Annotated in this window: 16 protein-coding genes; 11 read left to right on the top strand and 5 right to left on the bottom strand. The window is 71.8% G+C overall.

All coding sequences use genetic code 11. The features are described from left to right. Window positions 1-26: 26 nt before the first annotated feature. From ACGFYP_RS03455 to ACGFYP_RS03420, 8 genes are read left to right on the top strand one after another with little or no spacing between them, the layout of a single operon-like run. Window positions 27-1,157 (top strand): inositol-3-phosphate synthase, encoded by a 1,131-nt coding sequence (locus tag ACGFYP_RS03455; RefSeq protein WP_393485853.1) that lies wholly within the window; start codon window positions 27-29, stop codon window positions 1,155-1,157. Further along, window positions 1,154-2,149, top strand: a complete 996-nt coding sequence (locus ACGFYP_RS03450; RefSeq protein ID WP_393485850.1) for an SCO3242 family prenyltransferase — start codon at window positions 1,154-1,156, stop codon at window positions 2,147-2,149. The genes ACGFYP_RS03455 and ACGFYP_RS03450 overlap by 4 nt, the downstream gene beginning before the upstream one ends. Continuing rightward, window positions 2,146-3,111 carry a sugar phosphate isomerase/epimerase family protein gene (locus ACGFYP_RS03445; RefSeq protein ID WP_393485848.1) on the top strand — a complete coding sequence of 322 codons (966 nt, stop codon included), beginning with the start codon at window positions 2,146-2,148 and terminating at the stop codon, window positions 3,109-3,111. The genes ACGFYP_RS03450 and ACGFYP_RS03445 overlap by 4 nt, the downstream gene beginning before the upstream one ends. After that, entirely contained in the window at window positions 3,105-3,668 is a 564-nt protein-coding gene (locus ACGFYP_RS03440) for an EboA domain-containing protein (protein ID WP_393485846.1), read from the top strand. The genes ACGFYP_RS03445 and ACGFYP_RS03440 overlap by 7 nt, the downstream gene beginning before the upstream one ends. Further along, window positions 3,668-4,519, top strand: coding sequence for a TatD family hydrolase (locus tag ACGFYP_RS03435; protein WP_361962824.1), 852 nt, complete (start codon window positions 3,668-3,670; stop codon window positions 4,517-4,519). Before ACGFYP_RS03440 ends, ACGFYP_RS03435 begins: the two co-directional genes overlap by 1 nt. Window positions 4,520-4,532: 13 nt before the next feature. Then, window positions 4,533-5,702: a metabolite traffic protein EboE gene (gene eboE, locus ACGFYP_RS03430; protein ID WP_393485843.1), complete on the top strand. Its 1,170-nt coding sequence runs from the start codon at window positions 4,533-4,535 to the stop codon at window positions 5,700-5,702. Further along, window positions 5,699-7,096 (top strand): alkaline phosphatase family protein, encoded by a 1,398-nt coding sequence (locus ACGFYP_RS03425; RefSeq protein WP_393485841.1) that lies wholly within the window; start codon window positions 5,699-5,701, stop codon window positions 7,094-7,096. The genes eboE and ACGFYP_RS03425 overlap by 4 nt, the downstream gene beginning before the upstream one ends. Before the next feature lie 49 nt (window positions 7,097-7,145). After that, on the top strand, window positions 7,146-8,249 hold the full coding sequence (locus ACGFYP_RS03420; protein ID WP_393485839.1) for a sugar phosphate isomerase/epimerase family protein: 1,104 nt from the start codon (window positions 7,146-7,148) through the stop codon (window positions 8,247-8,249). Window positions 8,250-8,270: 21 nt separating this feature from the next. Here the strand turns inward: ACGFYP_RS03420 and ACGFYP_RS03415 are convergent, their stop codons facing one another. From ACGFYP_RS03415 to ACGFYP_RS03400, 4 genes are all read right to left on the bottom strand, one after another. After that, window positions 8,271-9,656, bottom strand: a complete 1,386-nt coding sequence (locus ACGFYP_RS03415) for an OFA family MFS transporter (protein WP_393485837.1) — start codon at window positions 9,654-9,656, stop codon at window positions 8,271-8,273. Window positions 9,657-9,775: 119 nt separating this feature from the next. Continuing rightward, entirely contained in the window at window positions 9,776-11,893 is a 2,118-nt protein-coding gene (locus ACGFYP_RS03410) for an acetate--CoA ligase family protein (protein WP_393486030.1), read from the bottom strand. A 75-nt stretch (window positions 11,894-11,968) separates the two neighbouring features. Beyond that, the gene (gene frc, locus ACGFYP_RS03405; RefSeq protein WP_393485835.1) at window positions 11,969-13,228 is read right to left on the bottom strand and encodes a formyl-CoA transferase; all 1,260 of its coding nucleotides are present in this window, start codon (window positions 13,226-13,228) and stop codon (window positions 11,969-11,971) included. Window positions 13,229-13,244: 16 nt separating this feature from the next. After that, window positions 13,245-14,942, bottom strand: a complete 1,698-nt coding sequence (locus tag ACGFYP_RS03400; protein ID WP_393486028.1) for a thiamine pyrophosphate-binding protein — start codon at window positions 14,940-14,942, stop codon at window positions 13,245-13,247. Between the two features lie 145 nt (window positions 14,943-15,087). On the opposite strand from ACGFYP_RS03400, the gene sucC reads away from it, so the two are divergent. The 3 genes from sucC to ACGFYP_RS03385 all read left to right on the top strand — a co-directional run bounded on the left by sucC (window position 15,088) and on the right by ACGFYP_RS03385 (window position 18,898). Then, window positions 15,088-16,224, top strand: coding sequence for an ADP-forming succinate--CoA ligase subunit beta (gene sucC / locus ACGFYP_RS03395; protein WP_393485832.1), 1,137 nt, complete (start codon window positions 15,088-15,090; stop codon window positions 16,222-16,224). 56 nt (window positions 16,225-16,280) lie between these two features. Further along, window positions 16,281-17,183 (top strand): succinate--CoA ligase subunit alpha, encoded by a 903-nt coding sequence (gene sucD / locus ACGFYP_RS03390; protein ID WP_393485830.1) that lies wholly within the window; start codon window positions 16,281-16,283, stop codon window positions 17,181-17,183. A 173-nt stretch (window positions 17,184-17,356) separates the two neighbouring features. Then, entirely contained in the window at window positions 17,357-18,898 is a 1,542-nt protein-coding gene (locus tag ACGFYP_RS03385) for an aldehyde dehydrogenase family protein (RefSeq protein ID WP_393485828.1), read from the top strand. 41 nt (window positions 18,899-18,939) lie between these two features. Here the strand turns inward: ACGFYP_RS03385 and ACGFYP_RS03380 are convergent, their stop codons facing one another. Further along, the gene (locus tag ACGFYP_RS03380) at window positions 18,940-20,208 is read right to left on the bottom strand and encodes a DUF2254 domain-containing protein (RefSeq protein WP_361963030.1); all 1,269 of its coding nucleotides are present in this window, start codon (window positions 20,206-20,208) and stop codon (window positions 18,940-18,942) included. Between the last annotated feature and the right edge of the window lie 54 nt (window positions 20,209-20,262).

Genomic DNA, 20,262 nt, shown 5'->3' with positions numbered 1-20,262 from the left:
CCACCACAGTCCAGGGAGGCAGGGTCGTGACCACAGGAACACACACGGAAGCCGTCGGGCGTACGGGAGTCTGGCTCGTCGGAGCGCGCGGCTCCGTCGCCACCACGGCGGTGGCCGGCTGCGCCGCCGCCACGGCGGGCCTGCACCCACCGACCGGCATGGTGACCGAGACCGCCCCCTTCGCCGGGGCGGGCCTCCCACCGCTCGCCTCCCTCGTCTTCGGCGGACACGACACGGCGACGTGTCCGCTGCCCAAACGGGCCGAGGGGCTCACCGTCGCGGGTGTCATCCCGCACGGCCTCACCGCCGCCGTCGCGGCCGAACTGCGCGCAGCCGACGCGGAGATCAGGCCCGGCGGACCCCTGCCCGGCGACACCCGTACGGAGGAGGAACTGATCGCCTCCTTCGCCGCCGACCTGACGGACTTCCGGATCCGGCTGGAACTGGACCGGGTCGTCGTGGTCAATGTGGCCTCCACGGAGCCGGCGTCGGGGGGCGCCGAGCTCCCACCCAGCTCCCTCTACGCGGCCGCCGCGCTCCGGTCCGGCTGCCCGTACGTCAACTTCACCCCCTCGACCGGACTGCGCCACCCCGCACTCGCCGACACCGCCGCGGCGAGCGGCCTGCCCCACGCGGGCCGCGACGGGAAGACCGGCCAGACCCTCCTGCGCTCCGTCCTCGCCCCGATGTTCCTCCAGCGCGCCCTGACCGTACGGGCCTGGTCGGGCACCAACCTGCTGGGCGGCGGAGACGGGGCCGCCCTCGCCGACCCGGCCGCGGCGGCCGCCAAGAACGCGGGCAAGGAACGGGTCCTCGCCGACGTCTTCGGCCACGCCCCGGAGGGCGAGGTCCACATCGACGACGTCCCCGCGCTCGGAGAGTGGAAGACGGCCTGGGACCACATCGCCTTCGACGGCTTCCTCGGCTCCCGGATGGTCCTGCAGACCACCTGGCAGGGCTGCGACTCGGCCCTGGCGGCGCCCCTCGTCCTGGACCTCGCCCGCCTGACGGCCCGCGCCCACGAGACGGCTCTCTCGGGGCCCCTCGACGACCTCGCCTTCTACTTCAAGGACCCGGAGGGCGAGGCCCCGGCGGGCCTCGCCGACCAGTACGCGCGCCTCGTGGCCTTCGCGGCCCGCCTGGGGGAGGCCCGGTGAGCCGGGCCGTGAGCCGGGCGCGCGGGCGCGTCACGGCCTGGGCGGAACTGCTGCGGGTCTCCGCGCTTGCCACCGTGCCGGGCGACGCCCTGGCGGGCGCGGCGGCGGCCGGCCTCCGCCCCAACCGCTCCACCCTGCTCGCCATCGGCTCCTCCCTCTGTCTGTACGAGGCGGGCATGGCGCTCAACGACTGGGCCGACCGCGCCGAGGACGCCGTCGACCGCCCCCACCGCCCCATCCCCTCGGGCCGCGTCACCCCCCGCGCCGCCCTCGTGGCCTCCGCCGCCCTGACGGCCGCGGGACTCGCGCTCGCGGCCCGCGCGGGGCGCCCCGCCCTGGCGACGGCCACCGCCCTCGCGGCGACGGTCTGGTCCTACGACCTGCACCTCAAGCACACCCCCGCGGCCCCCGCCACGATGGCCACCGCCCGCGCCCTGGACCTCCTCCTCGGCACCGTCGCCACATCGAGCGGCCCGGCTGCCACGGATCCCCACCGGACCCGGCCGCGTCCGGCCGCGCTCCAAGCGGCCGCTGTCGTCGGCGCCCACACCTACGCGGTCACCGCGGTCTCCCGCCACGAGACCCAGGGCGGCTCGACGCGCACCCCGCTCCTCGCCCTCGTCACCACCCTGACCCTGACGGCGTTGACGGCCCGGTCCACAGCCCGGCCCACAGCCCGGTCCACAGCCCGGCCCACGGTCCGAGGCGTCTCCTCGCCGGGCGGCCCGTCCGCCACGGCCGCCGCGGTGGGCCCCCTCGTCACGGCCGCCCTCGCCGCCTCCTACGCCCGCACCCCGGCCACCCCCCTCCTCCACGCGGCCCTCAACCCGTCACCACCCCTCACCCAGCGCTCCGTCGGCGCCGGGATCCGTGCCCTGATCCCGCTCCAGGCCACCCTCGCCGCCCGGTCCGGCGCGCCCGGCACCGCGCTCCTGGTGCTCGGCCTCGCCCCCCTCGCCCGCGCCCTCGCCCGGAAGGTGAGCCCGACATGAGCCCGAACCCCCGTACGAGCCCGAGTACGAGCCCGAGTCCCGGCGGCGGCTTCAGCCCGAGCCCCACCCCCAGCCCGCCCGCCATCCGCTTCGGTTACGGCACCAACGGCCTCACCGACCTCCGGCTCGACGACGCTCTCGCCCTCCTCGCCGACCTCGGCCACGACGGCGTCGGCCTCACCCTCGACCACATGCACCTGGACCCCCTCGCCCCCGATCTCCCCGCCCGCACCGCCCAGGTGGCCCGACGCCTGGACGCCCTCGGGCTCGGCGTGACCGTCGAGACCGGCGCCCGCTACGTCCTCGACCCCCGCCGCAAGCACGGCCCGTCACTCCTCGACCCGGACCCCGAGGCCCGTGCCGCCCGCGTCCACCTCCTGCTCCGCGCGGTCCGCGTCGCCTCCGACCTCGGTGCCCACGCCGTGCACTGCTTCAGCGGCATCACCCCGCAGGGGACCACCGACGAGACCGCCTGGAAGCGTCTCGCGGAATCCCTCGTCCCCGTCATCGAAGCCGCGGCCGCCGCCCGCGTCCCCCTCGCCGTCGAACCCGAACCAGGTCACCTCCTCGCCACCCTCGACGACTTCCACACCCTCCGTTCCCTCCTCGGCGATCCGGACCCCCGCCACCTCGGCCTCACCCTCGACATCGGCCACTGCCAGTGCTTGGAGACCGCGTCCCCCGCCGACTGCGTCCGCGCCGCCGCACCCTGGCTGCACCACGTCCAGATCGAGGACATGCGCCGAGGGGTCCACGAGCACCTCCCGTTCGGCGAGGGCGAGATCGACTTCCCACCCGTCCTCGCCGCCCTCGCCGAGCTCACCGCCGCGGGCTACCCGGGCCTGACGGTCGTCGAACTGCCCCGCCACTCCCACGCAGGCCCGGAACTCGCCCGCTCCTCCCTCGCGTTCCTCCGCGGTCACGTGGGCCACACCACCCCACCGAGGGAGCCGACATGCTGACCCCGACCGCCCGGACCTGGTTCGACGAGGCCCTCACCGCCGCCACCGACCGCACCGCCCTCTGGGAGCTGCGCTTCGCCTCCGCCGGCCGGCACTGCGGCCAGGAACACGCCGACTCCGTCCGCGTCGCCCTGCTCCGAGCGGCCCGCGCCGAGCCGGCCGTCCTCACCCGGCTCTACCACCACGGCTCAGCCCCCGAGCGCCGCGCCGTCCTCATCGCCCTCCCCTCCCTCGTCGCGGGCCACGAGGCCCTGCCCCTCGTCGAGGACGCCCTACGCACCCACGACACCCACCTGATCGCCGCCGCCCTCGGTCCCTACGCCGCCTCCCACCTCGCCCCCCACCCCTGGCGCCAGGCCGTCCTCAAGTGCCTCTTCACCGGCGTCCCCGTCGACACCGTCGCCGGCCTCCACGAACGCGCCGGGGGCGACAGCGAACTCGCCCGGATGCTCACCGACTACGCCGCCGAACGCACCGCCGCCGGCCGCCCCGTCCCCACCGACCTCCACCGCGTTCTCGCCCTCACCTCCCCCACGGCCGTCACCGAGGAGTCCTGATGCGCATCTTCGACCCCCACATCCACATGTCCTCGCGCACTACGGACGACTACCGCGCGATGTACGACGCCGGAGTCCGCGCCCTGGTCGAGCCCGCCTTCTGGCTCGGCCAGCCCCGCACCTCACCCGCCTCCTTCGTCGACTACTTCGACTCCCTCCTCGGCTGGGAACCCTTCCGCGCCGCCCAGTACGGCATCGCCCACCACTGCACCCTCGCCCTCAACCCCAAGGAGGCCAACGACCCCCGCTGCACCCCCGTTCTCGACCTCCTGCCCCGCTATCTCGTCAAGGACAACGTCGTCGCCGTCGGCGAGATCGGCTACGACTCCATGACCCCCGCCGAGGACACCGCCCTCGCCGCACAGCTCCAGCTGGCCGCCGACCACGGCCTGCCCGCCCTCGTCCACACCCCGCACCGCGACAAGCTCGCCGGACTGCGCAGGACCCTCGACGTCGTCCGCGAGTCCGCGCTCGCCCCCGAACGGGTCCTCCTCGACCACCTCAACGAGACCACCGTCAAGGAGGCCGCCGACAGCGGCGCCTGGCTGGGCTTCTCCGTCTACCCCGACACCAAGATGGACGAGGACCGCATGGTCGCCGTGCTCAAGGACCACGGCCCGGACCGCGTCCTGGTGAACTCGGCCGCCGACTGGGGCAACAGCGACCCGCTGAAGACCCGCAAGGTCGGCGACGCCATGCTCGCCGCCGGATTCTCCGACGACGACGTCGACCGGGTGCTCTGGCGCAACCCCGTCGCCTTCTACGGCCTCAGCGGCCGCCTCCGTCTCGACCCCCCTTCCACCGACACCCCCACGCATCAGGGCAACTCCGTCCTCCGCGGCGGGGAATGAGGCGGGCCGGCCGATGCGCTTCCGCCACCCTGACGGCTCCACCGTCCACCTCGCCTACTGCACCAACGTCCACCCCGCCGAGACCCTCGACGGCGTCCTCGCCCAACTCCGGGACCATTGCGAACCCGTCCGCCGGCGCCTGGGCCGCGACCGCCTCGGCATCGGCCTCTGGCTCGCCCGGGACGCAGCCCACGCCCTGATCACCGACCCCGGCTCGCTCCGCGCGCTGCGCGCCGAGATCGACCGCCGCGGCCTGGAGGTCGTCACCCTCAACGGCTTCCCGTACGAGGGGTTCGGCGCCGCAGAGGTCAAGTACCGCGTCTACCAACCGGACTGGACCCGCCCCGAACGCCTCGCCCACACCTCCGACCTGGCCCGGCTCCTCGCCGCCCTCCTCCCCGACGACGTCACCGAGGGCTCCGTCTCCACCCTGCCGCTCGCCTGGCGCACCCCCTTCGACTCCCGCGCCGAGGACGCCGCCCTCGCCGCCCTGACCACCCTCGCCGAACGCCTCGACGCCCTGGAGGAACTCACCGGGAAGAGCATCCGGATCGGACTCGAACCGGAACCTGGCTGCACCGTCGAGACCACCGCCGACGCGATCGCCCCGCTCACCGCCCTCTCAACCCCCCGCGTCGGCATCTGCCTCGACACCTGTCATCTCGCCACCTCCTTCGAAGATCCGCCGACCGCCCTGGGCGCCCTCGGCACCGCCGGCATCCCCGTCGTCAAGGCCCAGCTCTCCGCCGCCCTGCACGCCGAGCACCCCCATCTCCCGGAGGTCCGCGCCGCGCTCGCCGCCTTCGCCGAACCCCGCTTCCTCCACCAGACCCGCACCCGGACCGCCGCCGGACTGCGCGGCACCGACGACCTGCCCGAAGCGGTCTCCGGCCGGGCCCTGCCCGACGGAGCCCCCTGGCGCTCCCACTTCCACGTCCCCCTGCACGCCCCGCCCGAGCCTCCGCTCACCTCCACCCTTCCGGTCCTCCGCTCCACCCTCGCCCTCCTCCTCGGCGGCCCGCGTCCGCGTACCCACCACCTGGAGGTCGAGACCTACACCTGGCAGGCGCTCCCGGCCGACCGGCGCCCCCGCAACCGCGCCCGCCTCGCCGACGGCATCGCCGCCGAACTCACCCTGGCCCGCGACCTGCTGACCGACCTCGGCCTCAAGGAACTCCCATGACCAGCCCCCGGAGCGACACCCGGCCCACCCCCCTCCTCGTCCTCGACGTCGTCGGTCTGACCCCTCGCCTCCTGGAGCACATGCCCCGCCTGCGCGCCCTCGGCGCGGCGGGCTCACAGGCCCCGCTCTCCACCGTCCTGCCGGCCGTCACCTGCACCGCCCAGACCACCTTCCTCACCGGCACCCTCCCCTCCGAGCACGGCATCGTCGCCAATGGCTGGTACTTCCGCGAACTCGGCGACGTCCTCCTCTGGCGCCAACACAACGGCCTCGTCTCCGGCGACAGACTCTGGGACGCCGCCCGCCGGGCCCACCCCGGCTACACCGTCGCCAACATCTGCTGGTGGTACGCCATGGGCGCCGACACCGACATCACCGTCACCCCCCGTCCCGTCTACTACGCGGACGGCCGCAAGGAGCCCGACTGCTACACCCGGCCCCCGGCCCTCCACGACGAACTCACCGAGAAACTCGGCACCTTCCCCCTCTTCCACTTCTGGGGCCCGGGCGCCGACCTGGTCTCCAGCCGGTGGATCATCGACGCCACCCGCCACATCCTCCGCACCCGCCACCCCGACCTGGCCCTCGCCTACGTCCCGCACCTGGACTACGACCTCCAGCGGTACGGCCCCGACGACCCGCGCGCCTTCCGCGCCGCGGCCGACCTGGACGCCGCGCTCGCCCCCCTCCTCGACGACGCCCGAGCCGAAGGCCGCACGGTCGTCGCCCTCTCCGAGTACGGCATCACCCGGGTGAACCGGCCCGTCGACATCAACCGGGCCCTGCGCCGCGCCGGCCTCCTGGAGGTCCACACCCAGGACGGCATGGAGTACCTGGACCCGATGACCTCCCGCGCCTTCGCGGTCTCCGACCACCAGCTCGCCCACGTCTACGTCCGCCGCCCCGAGGACCTCGACACCGTCCGCGAGACCCTCAGCGGGCTCCCCGGCGTCGAGCGACTCCTGGACGACGAGGGCAAGAAGGAGCACGGCCTCGACCACCCCCGCTCGGGCGAGCTAGTCGCCCTCGCCGAGCCCGACGCGTGGTTCACGTACTACTACTGGCTCGACGACGCGGACGCGCCCGACTTCGCCCAGCTCGTCGAGATCCACCGGAAACCCGGCTACGACCCCGCCGAACTCTTCATGGACCCGCTCGATCCCTACGTACGGGTCAAGGCGGCGAAGGCGATCGCCCGCAAGAAGCTCGGCATGCGCTACCGGCTCGCGGTCGTACCCCTCGATCCCTCACCTATTCGCGGCAGCCATGGCCGCCTCCCCACGAGCGATGACGAAGGTCCGCTCATTCTGTGCTCCACCCCCCGCGCTGTGAGCGGCCGCGTAGCGGCCACCGATGTGAAGTCCCTCTTGCTCCGACTGGCCGGTCTTTCTTGACCGGACTCCAGTGAAGCAGAGCCCACCGACAACGAGGAGTTATCCACAGATGACCCGCGCCCGCCGCATCTCGCCCGCCACCCCCGACCCGGAACTGACCCAGAAGCTCAGCAGACGGAACATGCTCGGCGTCGCCGCAGGCGCCACCGCCGCGGCCCTGCTCGGAGCGACCGCACCCCAGGCCGCCGCCGCGGAAGCGACCGACAGCACCCACGGCCCCGGAGCCGGCCAAGGCGACGGCCAAGGCGGAGACGGTCACGGCAAGGGCCGCCCCGTCCTTCCGCCCGGCCGCCTCGGCATCCAGCTCTACTCACTCCGCGACAAGGTCGCCACCCTCGGCTTCGCCGCCGTCTTCGCCGAACTGAGCAAGTACGGCTACGACGAGGTCGAGTTCGCCGGCTACAGCCAGGGCTCCGCCGGCCCGATCACCCTCGCCGAACTCAAGAAGCTGACCCGCGAGAACGGACTGCGCGGCATCGGCAGCCACGTCGGCTACTACAACGACGGCGACCCGAACGCCTACACCTTCGCGCAGAACCTCGACAAGGTCCTCGACGACGCCCAGGCCCTCGGCCTCCCGCACATCGGCACCGCCTCAGGACCCTGGCGCTACGGCGCCACCGTCGACGGCTGGAAGCGCTGCGCCGAGGAGTTCAACCAGTACGGCGCGGCGGCGAAGAAGCGCGGCATGAAGTTCTACCAGCACAACCACGCCGAGGAGTTCTCCTTCGCCACCGACCGGCCGAACGTCCGGCTCTACGACGTCCTGCTCGCCGAGACCGACCCCGATCTCGTCCACCTCGAGATGGACGTCTACTGGGCGTACGCGGCCCAGTTCCGCTTCTCCCGCCGCGCCGACGGCACCCCCGCCCCCTTCGACCCGCTGCGCTACGTCCTCGACCAGCCCCACCGCTACCCGCTCTTCCACGTGAAGGACGGCGAACGCGACGACTCCGTCCGCGACGGCTACCGCATGGCGGACGTCGGGGACGGAGACATCGACTACCGGCGCTTCATCTCGGCGGTGAACCGCACCCACCACGGATACCGCTCCCACCACTGGCAGGCCGAACACGACAACCCGGTCGAGTCCTTCGCGTTCGCCCGCAAGTCCAGCGCGCACCTGCACTCCCTGCGCGAGAAGCACCGCTGAGCTGCCGGAAGGCCGTCACGTTCACACGTCCCGGCTGATCGGCCGCGGGTTCGCCGGTATCCGGCGGGCCCGCGGCCGCCCCGGCGGATGCAGGAACAGCGCCACGAACCCGGCGAACAGCGAGATCGACCCGGCGAGCACGAACGCGCCCGAGTAGTCCCAGGCCGAGACCACGACCGCGCCCATCCCGGAGCCGAGCAGACCCGACACCAGCTTGGAGCTGTAGACCAGGCCGTAGTTGGAGGCGTTGTTGTTCTCCCCGAAGTAGTCCGCCGTCATCGCCGCGAACATCGGGAAGATCGCGCCGCCGCCGAAACCGGAGATGCTGGAGAACACCAGGAACAGCGGCAGGTTGTGGATGTTGCCCGACCAGAGGATGCCGTACTGCGCGAGCCCCAGGACGATGCAGACGAAGATCAGGCACTGCTTGCGGCCGTACCGGTCGGAGAGCCAGCCGATCACGCCGCGTCCGGTGCCGTTCACGATGGCCTTCAGCGACATCGCCGTCGCCACGATCCCGCCCGCGAAGCCCGCCTCGTCGCCGAACGGCACCTGGAAGGCGATGCCGAAGATGTTGACGCCCGAGGTGCAGAGCAGACAGAACCACATCAGCGCGACCCGCCCGGTCCGCCAGGCCTCGATCGGCGTGTACTGCTTCACCGCCGGCGGGTTCTTCTCCATCGCCCGCCGCGCGCGCGGGTCGTCCGGCTTCTTCAGCGGATCCACCTGGGCCGGCCACCAGTTCTTCGGCGGGTCCTGGAAGAAGTACCCGGCCACCGCGACCATCGCGGCCAGGAAGATCCCGACGGCGACCAGCACCCAGCGGAAGTTCGTCAGGTCCATGTAGCCGGTGAAGATGAAGACGAACGGCACCGAGCCGTAGGCGAAGCCGCCGTTCACGAAGCCCGTCTTGCCGCCCTTGCGCTCGGGATACCACTTGCCGACCATGTTCACGCAGGTCGCGTAGACCATGCCCGCGCCCATACCGCTGAACATGCCGAAGCCGACATAGGCGACGATCACATGCGGCGCGAAGGCGAGCGAGACATAGCCGAGCAGCGTGCCGAGCGCGCCCAGCATCATCGCCCAGCGGGCAGGCAACCGCCCGCTCTCGCGCAGCTTTCCGGCCGGGAAGGCCACCGCGGCCTGGAAGAAGACCCAGACGCCGAGCATCCAGAAGATGTGCGCACTGCTCCAGCTGTGCGCGGTGTGCAGGGTGTCCTCGGCGGACGCGAACGCGTACTCCGCCGAACTGATGCCCATCATGCCCACCCAGGGCAGGATGACCATCCACTTGCGTGTGCGGCCCATCAGGTCGACGTCGGTCTCACCGAGCCGGTACGTGCGGCCGTTGGCGTCCGTCACCTCCCTGTAAGGGAGGGTGGTGGTGATGTCGGTTGTCGTCATGGAGATCGAACCCCTCGCGTGGAAGAAGTCTGGCCAGCGCCCCCTGTCCGTTCCCTTCGCACCGGGGCCCGCGGCGGGCGGGATACGGCCGCCGCGAGCCCCGTGGTTCGAGCTGTCGCTCAGCTCACCGCATCACCGCCCAGGAGCCCCGCCGCCCGCGCCCACCGGTACTTCGCGCCGAGCACCGCGACCGGCCGCTCCGTCGTGTACGGGTAGGCGACGACACCCCGCTCGAACAGGTACTGGCAGGCCTCCTCGACCTCGACGTCGCCCGCGAGCGACGCCACGACCGGCTTCTCGACGCCCCGCTCGCGGAACTCCGCCACCACGCGCGCGGTGAGCTCGGCGAAGACCATCGGGGGAGTGACGATGGTGTGCCAGTAGCCGAGGACGAGCGCGTGGATCCGCGGATCCTCCATACCGAGCCTGATGGTGGCCTCGTACGTCGACGGCGGCTCGCCGCCCGTGATGTCGATCGGATTGCCCGACGCCCCGAAGGGCGGGATGAACGCCTTGAAGGCGGCGTCCAGGTCCTCAGGGATCTCCATCAGCCGCAGCCCGTTGTCCACGATCGCGTCCGACAGCAGCACCCCCGAGCCACCCGCCCCGGTGATGACGACGACGTTGTCCCCGCGCGGCGCCGGCAGCACGGGCAGGGCCCGCGCGTACTCCAGCATGTCGCTCAGCCCCGGCGCCCGGATGACACCCGCCTGCCGCAGGATGTCGTCGTACACCGCGTCGTCACCCGCGAGCGCGCCCGTGTGCGAGCCGGCCGCCCGCGCGCCGGCACTGGTGCGCCCGGCCTTGAGGACGACCACCGGCTTCTTCGGCACGGTCAGCCGGGCCGCCTCGACGAAGGCCCGCCCGTCCTTGAGGTCCTCCAGGTGCATCGCGATGCAGTCGGTACGGGGATCCTCACCGAACCAGGTCAGCAGGTCGTCCTCGTCGATGTCCGACTTGTTGCCGAGCCCGACGATCGCCGACACACCCGTCCGCGTGGTCCGGGCGAAGCCAAGGATCGCCATCCCGATCCCGCCCGACTGCGAGGTCAGCGCCACGCCGCCCTTGACGTCGTACGGCGTGCAGAAGGTGGCGCACAGGTCCTGCCAGGTCGAGTAGTACCCGTAGATGTTCGGGCCCAGGAGCCGGATGCCGTACCGCTCCGCCACCGCGACGATCTCGTCCTGCAGCGCGTGCTCCCCGGTCTCGGCGAAGCCGGACGGGATCAGCACCGCGTTCGGAATGCCCTTGCGACCCACCTCCTCCAGCGCCGATGCCACGAACGGAGCGGGGATCGCGAAGACCGCCACATCCACCTCACCGGGAACGTCCGTGACACTCTTGTACGCCTTGCGGCCGAGGATGTCATCGGCCCGGGGATTCACCGGATGGATCTCACCGGGGAATCCGCCGTCGACGAGGTTGCGCATCACCGAATTGCCGATCTTCCCCCGCTCGTTGGAGGCCCCGATCACGGCCACCGCGCGCGGCTCCATCAGTCGCCGCATCGAGCGGAGGATCTCCTCGCGGGTGAACGTCCGTCGCGGAACCGGTACTTCGGAGGCGAGGATGATCCGGATGTCGGCCGCCATGGCCCCCTCGGGGGTGGCGATCACCGGATTGAGGTCGACCTCGGCGATCTCGGGGAAGTCGGTGACCAGGTGGGACACGCGCCGGATCTGCTCCGCCAGCGCCCAACGGTCCACGGCCGGCGCCCCGCGCACCCCGCGCAGGATCTCCGCCGCGCGGATCGAGTCCAGCATCGACACCGCCTCGTCCGCGGTCACCGGCGCCAGCCGGAAGGTGACGTCCTTCAGCACCTCCACGAGCACCCCGCCGAGGCCGAAGGCGACGACCTTGCCGAAGGCAGGGTCGGCGACGGCGCCGACGATGACCTCCTGCCCCGGCGGCAGTTGCTGCTGCACCTGTACGCCGTCGATCCGCGCGTCGGGGGCGTAGGCCCGGGCGTTGTCGACGATCCGACAGAACGCCTCACGGACCTGCGCCGCCCCCTCCACCCCGACGACCACACCGCCCGCGTCGGTCTTGTGCAGGATGTCGGGGGAGACGATCTTCAGAACGACCTTCCCGCCGAGCCGGTCGGCCTGCGCCACCGCCTCGTCCACGTCCCGCGCGAGGGCCTCACCCGGAACGGCGATCCCGTACGCGTCGGCGATCGTCTTCCCCTCGGGCGCGGTGAGCGCGGTACGCCCCTCCGCCCGTACGACATCGAGCAGTTCGCGTACGGCCCTCCGGTCGAAGCTGTGCGCCGTGCTGTGGGTCGCGTCGCGCGCCGTGCTGTGCGCCGTCACCTAGATCACCCCGCTCGTCTTCAGCAGCCGCAGTTCCTCGTCGCCGAGCCCCAGCTCGCCGACGTAGACCTCTTCGTTGTGCTCACCGAGCAGGGGAGAGCTGACGACCTCCACGGGGGAGTCCGAGAGCTTGAGCGGGGAGCCGACCGTCGTGAAGCTGCCGCGCTCGGGGTGGGGGACCTCGACCACCATCTCGTTGGCGACCAGCGAGGCGTCCTCGATGATCTCCTTGGTGGAGAGGATCGGACCGCACGGGATGCCCCGGGCGTTGAGCCGCTCAAGGACCTCCCACTTGGGCAGCGTCGAGGACCACTCCTCGATCAGCTGGAACATCTTGGGGAGCTTGGGCAGCCGTGCCTCCGGCGTCGACCACTCCGGGTCCTCGGCGAGTTCGGGCCGGCCGATGAGCTCCGAGACCGGTGCCCAGCCGACGGGCTGGACGATGACGTACACGTAGTCGTTGGGCCCGCCCGGCGCACACCGCACGGCCCAGCCCGGCTGACCGCCGCCGGAAGCATTACCCGAACGAGGGACTTCCTCGCCGAAATCTTCGTTGGGATACTCGGAGAGCGGACCGTGCGAAAGCCTCTGCTGATCCCGCAGCTTCACCCGGCAGAGATTCAGCACCGCGTGCTGCATCGCGACGTTCACCCGCTGCCCCCGCCCGGTGTTCTCGCGCTGGAAGAGCGCCGCCAGGATTCCCGCCACGGCATGGATGCCGGTGCCGGAGTCCCCGATCTGGGCGCCCGTCGCCAGCGGCGGACCGTCCTCGAACCCGGTGGTGGCCATCGAGCCGCCCATGGCCTGAGCGACGACCTCGTACGCCTTGAAGTTGGTGTACGGGCCGTCCCCGAACCCCTTGATGGAGGCATAGACGATTCGTGGATTGATCTCCTGGATGCGATCCCAGGTGAAGCCCATCCGGTCGACGGCCCCCGGGCCGAAGTTCTCGACCATGACGTCACTGCGCCGGATCAGCGCGGTCAGGAGCTCCTTGCCGCGCTCGGTCTTCGTGTTGAGGGTGATGCTCCGCTTGTTGCAGTTGAGCATCGTGAAGTAGAGCGAGTCGACGTCCGGGATGTCCCGCAGCTGCTTGCGGGTGATGTCACCCGAAGGAGCCTCCAGCTTCACCACGTCCGCGCCGAGCCAGGCGAGCAGCTGCGTGGCGGAGGGACCGGACTGCACATGCGTCATGTCGAGGACGCGAACGCCTTCGAGCGCCTTGGTGCTCTGTGCCTGGGTGTCCTGTGTCTTGGTCACGACGGAGACCGGCCTCTCACTTGTACATGGTCTGGTTCATGGTTCCGGGGGCGTACGCGTCGGGGTCGACCCAGACGTTGATCAGCGACGGCAGTCCGGACTCGCGGGCGCGCCGCAGCGCCGGGGCGATGTCGGCGGGGTCCCGCACCTCCTCCCCGTAACCGCCCAGCATCTGGGCGAACTTGTCGTAGTGCACGTCGCCGAGGGTGTTGCCGACCCGCTCGCGCTCCAGGCCGTACTTCTGCGCCTGGCCGTAACGGATCTGGTTCATCGAGGAGTTGTTGCCGACGATGCCGACGAAGGGGAGGTTGTAGCGGACGAGCGTCTCGAAGTCCCAGCCGGTGAGGGAGAACGCGCCGTCACCGAAGAGCGCCACCACCTCCTTGTCCGGCCGCGCCTGCTTGGCGGCCAGGACGAAGGGGATGCCGACACCGAGCGTGCCGAGCGGGCCCGGGTCCATCCAGTGCCCGGGTGACTTGGGCTGAACGACCTGACCGGAGAAGGTGACGATGTCCCCGCCGTCGCCGATGTAGATCGAGTCCTCGGTGAGGAAGTCGTTGATCTCGCTGACCAGCCGGTACGGATGGATCGGCGAGGCGTCCGAGCGCAGCTGCGGCAGCCGCTTGTCCAGCGCGGTCTGCTCGGCGGTGCGCAGCTCCTCCAGCCAGGCCTTGCGCTTGATGGCCCCGCCGTTGAGCCGGCCGGTCGCCGCCTCCGTGACCGACTTCAGGATCAGCCCCGCGTCGCCGACGATCCCGAGGTCGATGTCCCGGTTCTTGCCGACGGTCCGGTAGTCGAGGTCGATCTGGACGACGGTGGCGTCCGGGGAGAGCCGCTTGCCGTAGCCCATCCGGAAGTCGAAGGGCGTGCCGACGATGACGATGACGTCCGCGTTGGCGAAGGCGTAGCGGCGGGAGAGCTGGAAGTGGTGCGGGTCGCCGGGAGGCAGCGTGCCGCGCCCCGCCCCGTTCATGTACGCGGGGACGTTGAGGGTGCGGACGAGCTCGACGGCCGCGTCCGTGGCCCGGGTCGTCCAGACCTGGCTGCCCAGCAGCACGGCCGGCTTCTCGGCGTGCACCAGCAGGTCGGCGAGCCGCTCGACCGCCTCGGGGTCGCCGGCGCTGCGGGTGGAGGCCCGGTACTGCCCGGCCTTCGGCACGCGTGCCTTCTCCACCGGGACGGTGGCGTCCAGGACGTCCCGAGGGATCTCCAGGAAGGAGGGCCCCGGCGCGCCGTGGTAGCACTCGCGGAAGGCCATGGAGACCATGTCGGCCGCGCGGGCCGTGTCCGGGACTGTGGCGGCGAACTTGGTGATCGGGGTCATCATGTCGACGTGCGGCAGGTCCTGCAGGGAGCCCATCTTGTGCTGGGTGTGGGCTCCCTGACCGCCGATCAGGAGCATGGGGGACTCGGCGCGGAAGGCGTTGGCGACCCCGGTGACCGCGTCGGTGGTGCCGGGACCTGCGGTGACCACGGCGCAGCCGGGCTTTCCGGTGATCCGGGCGTATCCGTCGGCGGCGTGCGCGGCCACCTGCTCATGGCGTACGTCGACGACTTCGATGCCCTCGTCGACACAGCCGTCGTAGATGTCGATGATGTGGCCGCCGCAGAGCGTGTAGATGACCTCGACGCCCTCCGCCTTGAGGGCCTTGGCGACCAGATGTCCACCGGAGATGCGTTCCTGCTGGGGCTGCTGCTGGCTGTCGTCGGGCATGGCGAAGTCCTGTCCCTTCGTAGGGGAGTTGAGGGTGATCGCGGTCGATTGCATACAGTCGACGAATACTGTATGAAGCTTGTTATCCCGCATCGCCCGGATGGTGTCCAGGGGGTGTGCGGCACTTTCGAGTGAGGGAGCCGAGATGGACCTGTACGAGCACCAGGCAAGGGAAGTCTTCAAGGGCTACGGCATCGCGGTCCCCGACGCGGCCGTCGTCGACCACCCCCGCGAGGCCCGCCACGCCGCCGAACTCCTCGGCGGGCGTGTCGTGGTCAAGGCGCAGGTGAAGACCGGTGGCCGGGGCAAGGCCGGCGGCGTCAAACTCGCGGCCGACCCCGCGGCCGCCGAGCTCACCGCCCGGCAGATCCTCGGTATGGACATCAAGGGGCACACGGTCCGCCGAGTCATGCTCGCCCAATCGGTCGACATCCAGGAGGAGTACTACGTCAGTTACGTCCTCGACCGGGCGGCCGGCACGTTCCTGGCCATCGCCTCGGCCGAGGGCGGCATGGACATCGAGGCGGTCGCCGCCGCCCGCCCCGAGGCCGTCGCGCGGATCCCGATCGACCCGGCCGAGGGGGTCACCGAGGCCAAGGCCGCCGAGATCGCCGCGGCGGCGGGGCTCCCGGCGGAGACCGCCGATGTCCTGGCCCGCCTCTGGCAGGTCCTCGTCGGGGAGGACGCCCTGCTCGTCGAGGTGAACCCCCTCGTCCGTACCACCGACGGCGCGATCCTCGCCCTCGACGGCAAGGTCACCGTGGACGACAACGCCCGCTTCCGTCAGGCACGTTGGGGCGAGCGGTCAGAGGCGCGCGACCCCGACGGCGACCCGCTGGAGGTCGCCGCGGCGGCCAGGGGCCTCACCTACGTCAAGCTCGACGGAGAGGTCGGCGTGATCGGCAACGGAGCCGGCCTCGTCATGTCCACCCTCGACGTCGTCGCAGGCCGGGGCGCCCGACCCGCCAACTTCCTCGACATCGGCGGCGGCGCCTCCGCGCAGGTCATGGCCGACGGCCTCGACGTCATCCTCTCCGACCCCGACGTCAAGGCCGTCCTCGTCAACGTCTTCGGCGGCATCACCGCCTGCGACGCCGTCGCCGAAGGCATCGTCCGGGCCCTGGAAACCGTCCATCTGACCCAGCCGCTCGTCGTCCGCCTCGACGGCAACAACGCCGCGCGCGGCCGGGCCATCCTCGACGCCCGCGCCCACCCCCTGGTCGAACAGGCCACCACGATGGACGGCGCCGCCGCCCGCGCCGCCGAACTCGCCACCCGCTGAACCACGCGCACCACCCGCTGAACCACGCGCACCACCCGCTGAAGGGATGTGAACCCATGGCCATCTTCCTGACCCAGCAGAGCAAGGTCCTCGTCCAGGGCATGACGGGCGCCGAGGGCATGAAGCACACCCGCCGTATGCTCGCCGCCGGCACCGACGTCGTCGGCGGAGTCAACCCCCGCAAGGCCGGCACCACCGTCGACCTCGACGGCCGCCGGATCCCCGTCTTCGGCTCCGTCCGCGAGGCCGTCGCCGCCACCGGGGCGGACGTCACTGTCGTCTTCGTCCCGCCGGCATTCGCCAAGGCGGCCGTCCTCGAAGCCGTCGACGCCCGCATCGGCCTCGCCGTCGTCATCACCGAGGGCGTCCCCGTCCACGACACCGTGGCCTTCCAGGCGTACGCCCGCGCCCACGGCACCCGGATCATCGGCCCCAACTGCCCCGGCCTGATCAGCCCCGGCCGGTCCAACGCGGGCATCATCCCGGCCGACATCGCCCCCGAGCCCGGCCGGATCGGACTCGTCTCCAAGTCCGGCACGCTCACCTACCAACTCATGTACGAGTTGCGGGAGTACGGCTTCTCCTCCGCCGTCGGCATCGGAGGCGACCCGGTCGTCGGCACCACCCACATCGACTGTCTCAGCGCCTTCGAGGCCGACCCCGAAACCGATCTGATCGTGATGATCGGCGAGATCGGCGGCGACGCCGAGGAACGCGCCGCCGACCACATCGCCGCGCACATCACCAAACCCGTCATCGCCTACGTCGCCGGCTTCACCGCCCCCGAGGGCAGGACCATGGGCCACGCCGGAGCCATCGTCTCCGGATCGTCCGGTACGGCCGAGGGGAAGAGGAAGGCCCTGGAGGCGGCCGGGGTCCAGGTCGGCTCCACGCCCACCGAGACCGCCTCCCTCGTCGTCGCCCGGCTGGCGGCCCCCGACCCCCGCACCCAGAATTGACGCGGCCATCGCACCTCCCGCGCCATCGCACCTCCCGCGCCATCGCGCTTCCCGCCGTCGCACCGCCCGCGCCATCGCGCCACCCGTCATCGGACCCGCGTCATCGCACCCCCGCCACCGCACCTCCCGCCCTTGCTCCCGCCCGACCGTGCACCGAGAGCGGAGAACACCTCATGGCTCCCATCCTCACCCTCAAGCCCGGCACCGCCTGGGACGACGCCTGGCAGCGCTGCCTGACCGTCGCCCCCGAGGCGTTCCGCGGCGACACCGTCCTCAACCTCTGGGCCGGCACCTGGCAGCCCGACGGACGGCCGCTGCCCGCCACCAGCCCCGTGGACGGCAGCCCCATCGCCGGCCCGCCCCGCCTCGACGCCCCCACCGCCCACCAGGCCGTACGCGCCTCGCTCGACCAGCACCGGGCCTGGCGGCACCTCCCGCCGGCCGAGCGCCGCGCCCGCGTCTCCGCCACCCTCGACGCCCTCACCGCCCACCGCGAGCTGCTCGCCCTCCTCCTCGTCTGGGAGATCGGCAAGCCCTGGCGGCTCGCCCAGGCCGACGTCGACCGCGCGATCGACGGCGTGCGCTGGTACGTCGACGGCATCGACACCATGCTGGTCGGCCGCGCCCCGCTGCCCGGCCCCGTCTCCAACATCGCCAGCTGGAACTACCCGATGTCCGTCCTCGTCCACGCCCTGCTCGTACAGGCCCTGGCAGGGAACGCGGTCATCGCCAAGACCCCGACCGACGGCGGCCTCGCCTGTCTCACCCTCGCCGCCGCGCTCGCCGCCCGCGAGGGCATCCCGATCACCCTCGTCAGCGGCAGCGGGGGCGAGCTCTCCGAGGCCCTGGTCCGCGCCCCGGAGATCGGCTGCGTCTCGTTCGTGGGCGGTCGCGACACCGGCGCGCGCATCGCCACCGAGGTCGCCGACCTGGGCAAACGCCACATCCTCGAACAGGAGGGCCTCAACACCTGGGGCGTCTGGAAGCACAGCGACTGGCCGGCCCTCACCGCCGTGATCCCCAAGCTCTTCGACTACGGCAAGCAGCGCTGCACCGCCTACCCCCGCTTCGTCGTCGAACGCACCCTGTTCGCCGACTTCCTCGCCGCCTACCTGCCCCCCGTCCGCGACCTCCGCTTCGGACACCCGCTCGCCGTCGAGCACCCGAAGGACCCGCTTCCCGACCTCGACTTCGGCCCGCTCATCAACGCGGCCAAGGCCAAGGAGCTCGGCGACCACGTCGCCGAGGCCATCGACCGGGGCGCGATCCCGCTCCACCGGGGCTCCCTCGCCGACGGCCGTTTCCTGCCGGGCCAGGACACCTCGGCGTACCTCCCGCCCGTCACGCTCCTGAACCCGCCCCCGTCCTCACCGCTCCACCACGCCGAACCCTTCGGCCCGGTCGACACGATCGTCCTCGTCGACACCGAGGCCGAGCTCCTCGCCGCGATGAACGCCTCCAACGGCGCCCTCGTCGCGACGCTCGCCACCGACGACCCGGAGACGTACGCGCGGCTCGCCCCGCAGATCCGGGCCTTCAAGACCGGCCATGGCAAGCCCCGCTCGCGCGGCGACCGTGACGAGCTGTTCGGGGGATTCGGCGCGTCCTGGCGCGGCGCGTTCGTCGGCGGCGACCTGCTGGTCAAGGCCGTCACCGATGGCCCGGAGGGGGAGCGGCTCCCGGGCAACTTCCCGGACCACCACCTGATGCCGTAACCCCCGCACCCGTCGTAACCCCCGCACCCGTCCTCCATCGGTCACCCGATCCCCTGACGGTCGCCTTCCAGCGCGAACGCGCGGTCGGCCGCCTCCGGCGCCGTACGCTCGACCAGCTGCGTCAACAGCGTGCGGTGCCGGATCAGGGGCTCCCGGCGCTCGGCCGGCACCAGGGACAACAGGTCGTCAAGACCCGCCAGCATCCGCCGCGACACCTGGGGGTTGCCCGGCGCGCACCCCCGGATCTCGGTGATGCCGAGATCCACCAGATCCGTCCACCCCGGTACGTCCTGCACGAGCCGGACCGCGCCCTTCCCGTCGCGGTGGTGCACGGCCCCCAGCGGGCGGTTCGCCACCGCGGCCAGGAACTGCGTGATCCGGTCCAGCGCCTGCACGGCGGTCGTCGGGTCGTTGACGGCGGGGGAGAGGGCCCGCAGTCCGATGTCCGCGAGCTGCCGCAGCCCGAAGCCGAGGTCCTGGTGGAAGGTCCGCTCCACCCCCACCGACACGGCGGCCCCGATCCTGCGGGGCACCTGGCCTCCGTGCACCGCGAGGATCGGTGTCCCCGGCACGACGAAGTCCCCGATCCGGGGCAGCAGCCGCAGCACCACCCCGTGGCGCCGGGCGAGGCGCACGAGCAGAGCGACGTTCACATCCCGCAGCACCCCGGCGCGCCCCCGGTGCAGCACGTACGCGGTCGTCTCCCCCAGATCGCCGAGCTCCCCCTCGTACTGCGGCATCTTCGCCAGGACGCCGAACGCCTCCCAGGTGATCCGGTCCACCACGTGTCCCACCCGCATCAGCCGCAGCGTCGAGTTCACGTACGCCACGAAGAGCAGCAGGCTCAGCCCCACCATGAGGACTGTCAGTACCGACTGCACCAGGGGGACGGTGGACACGCGCTGGGGATCGGTCTCGCTGTCGTACGAGGTGAGGACGAGCAGGGAGAGCAGGAAGGTGGCGAGGAAGACGGAGAAGGTCGCCTTGGTGATCCGGCTCCGGATGAAGATCCGCACGACGCGGGGGCTGAACTGCCCGCTGGCCATCTGTACGGCGACGAGCGAGATGGAGAAGACGACACCGATGAAGGTCATCATCGCCGAGCTGATCGTGGTCACGATCGTCTTGGCGTCCTCGACGATCCCGATCAGCTCGGTGACCGCGTCGTAGTCCTGCTCGTCCTGCAGGAACCGGATGATGGCCTCGTCCACCTCGGAGGCGACCAGCCACAGCACGAAGACGGCCGCCAGGGTCGCGATCGGGGCGAACCAGAAGGTGTCCCGCAGATGCTCCCGGAGTGGCGACAGCATCCGGGGCCTGCGGTACGTGGACCCGCTGCGCGCGAAGAGGTAGCTCACCCAGCG

This window comes from Streptomyces sp. NPDC048370 (assembly GCF_043200825.1).
Classification (GTDB): Bacteria; Actinomycetota; Actinomycetes; order Streptomycetales; family Streptomycetaceae; genus Streptomyces.
The sequence above is the reverse complement of the archived record's forward strand: the minus strand, read 5'-3'. Positions and strand labels throughout refer to the sequence as shown.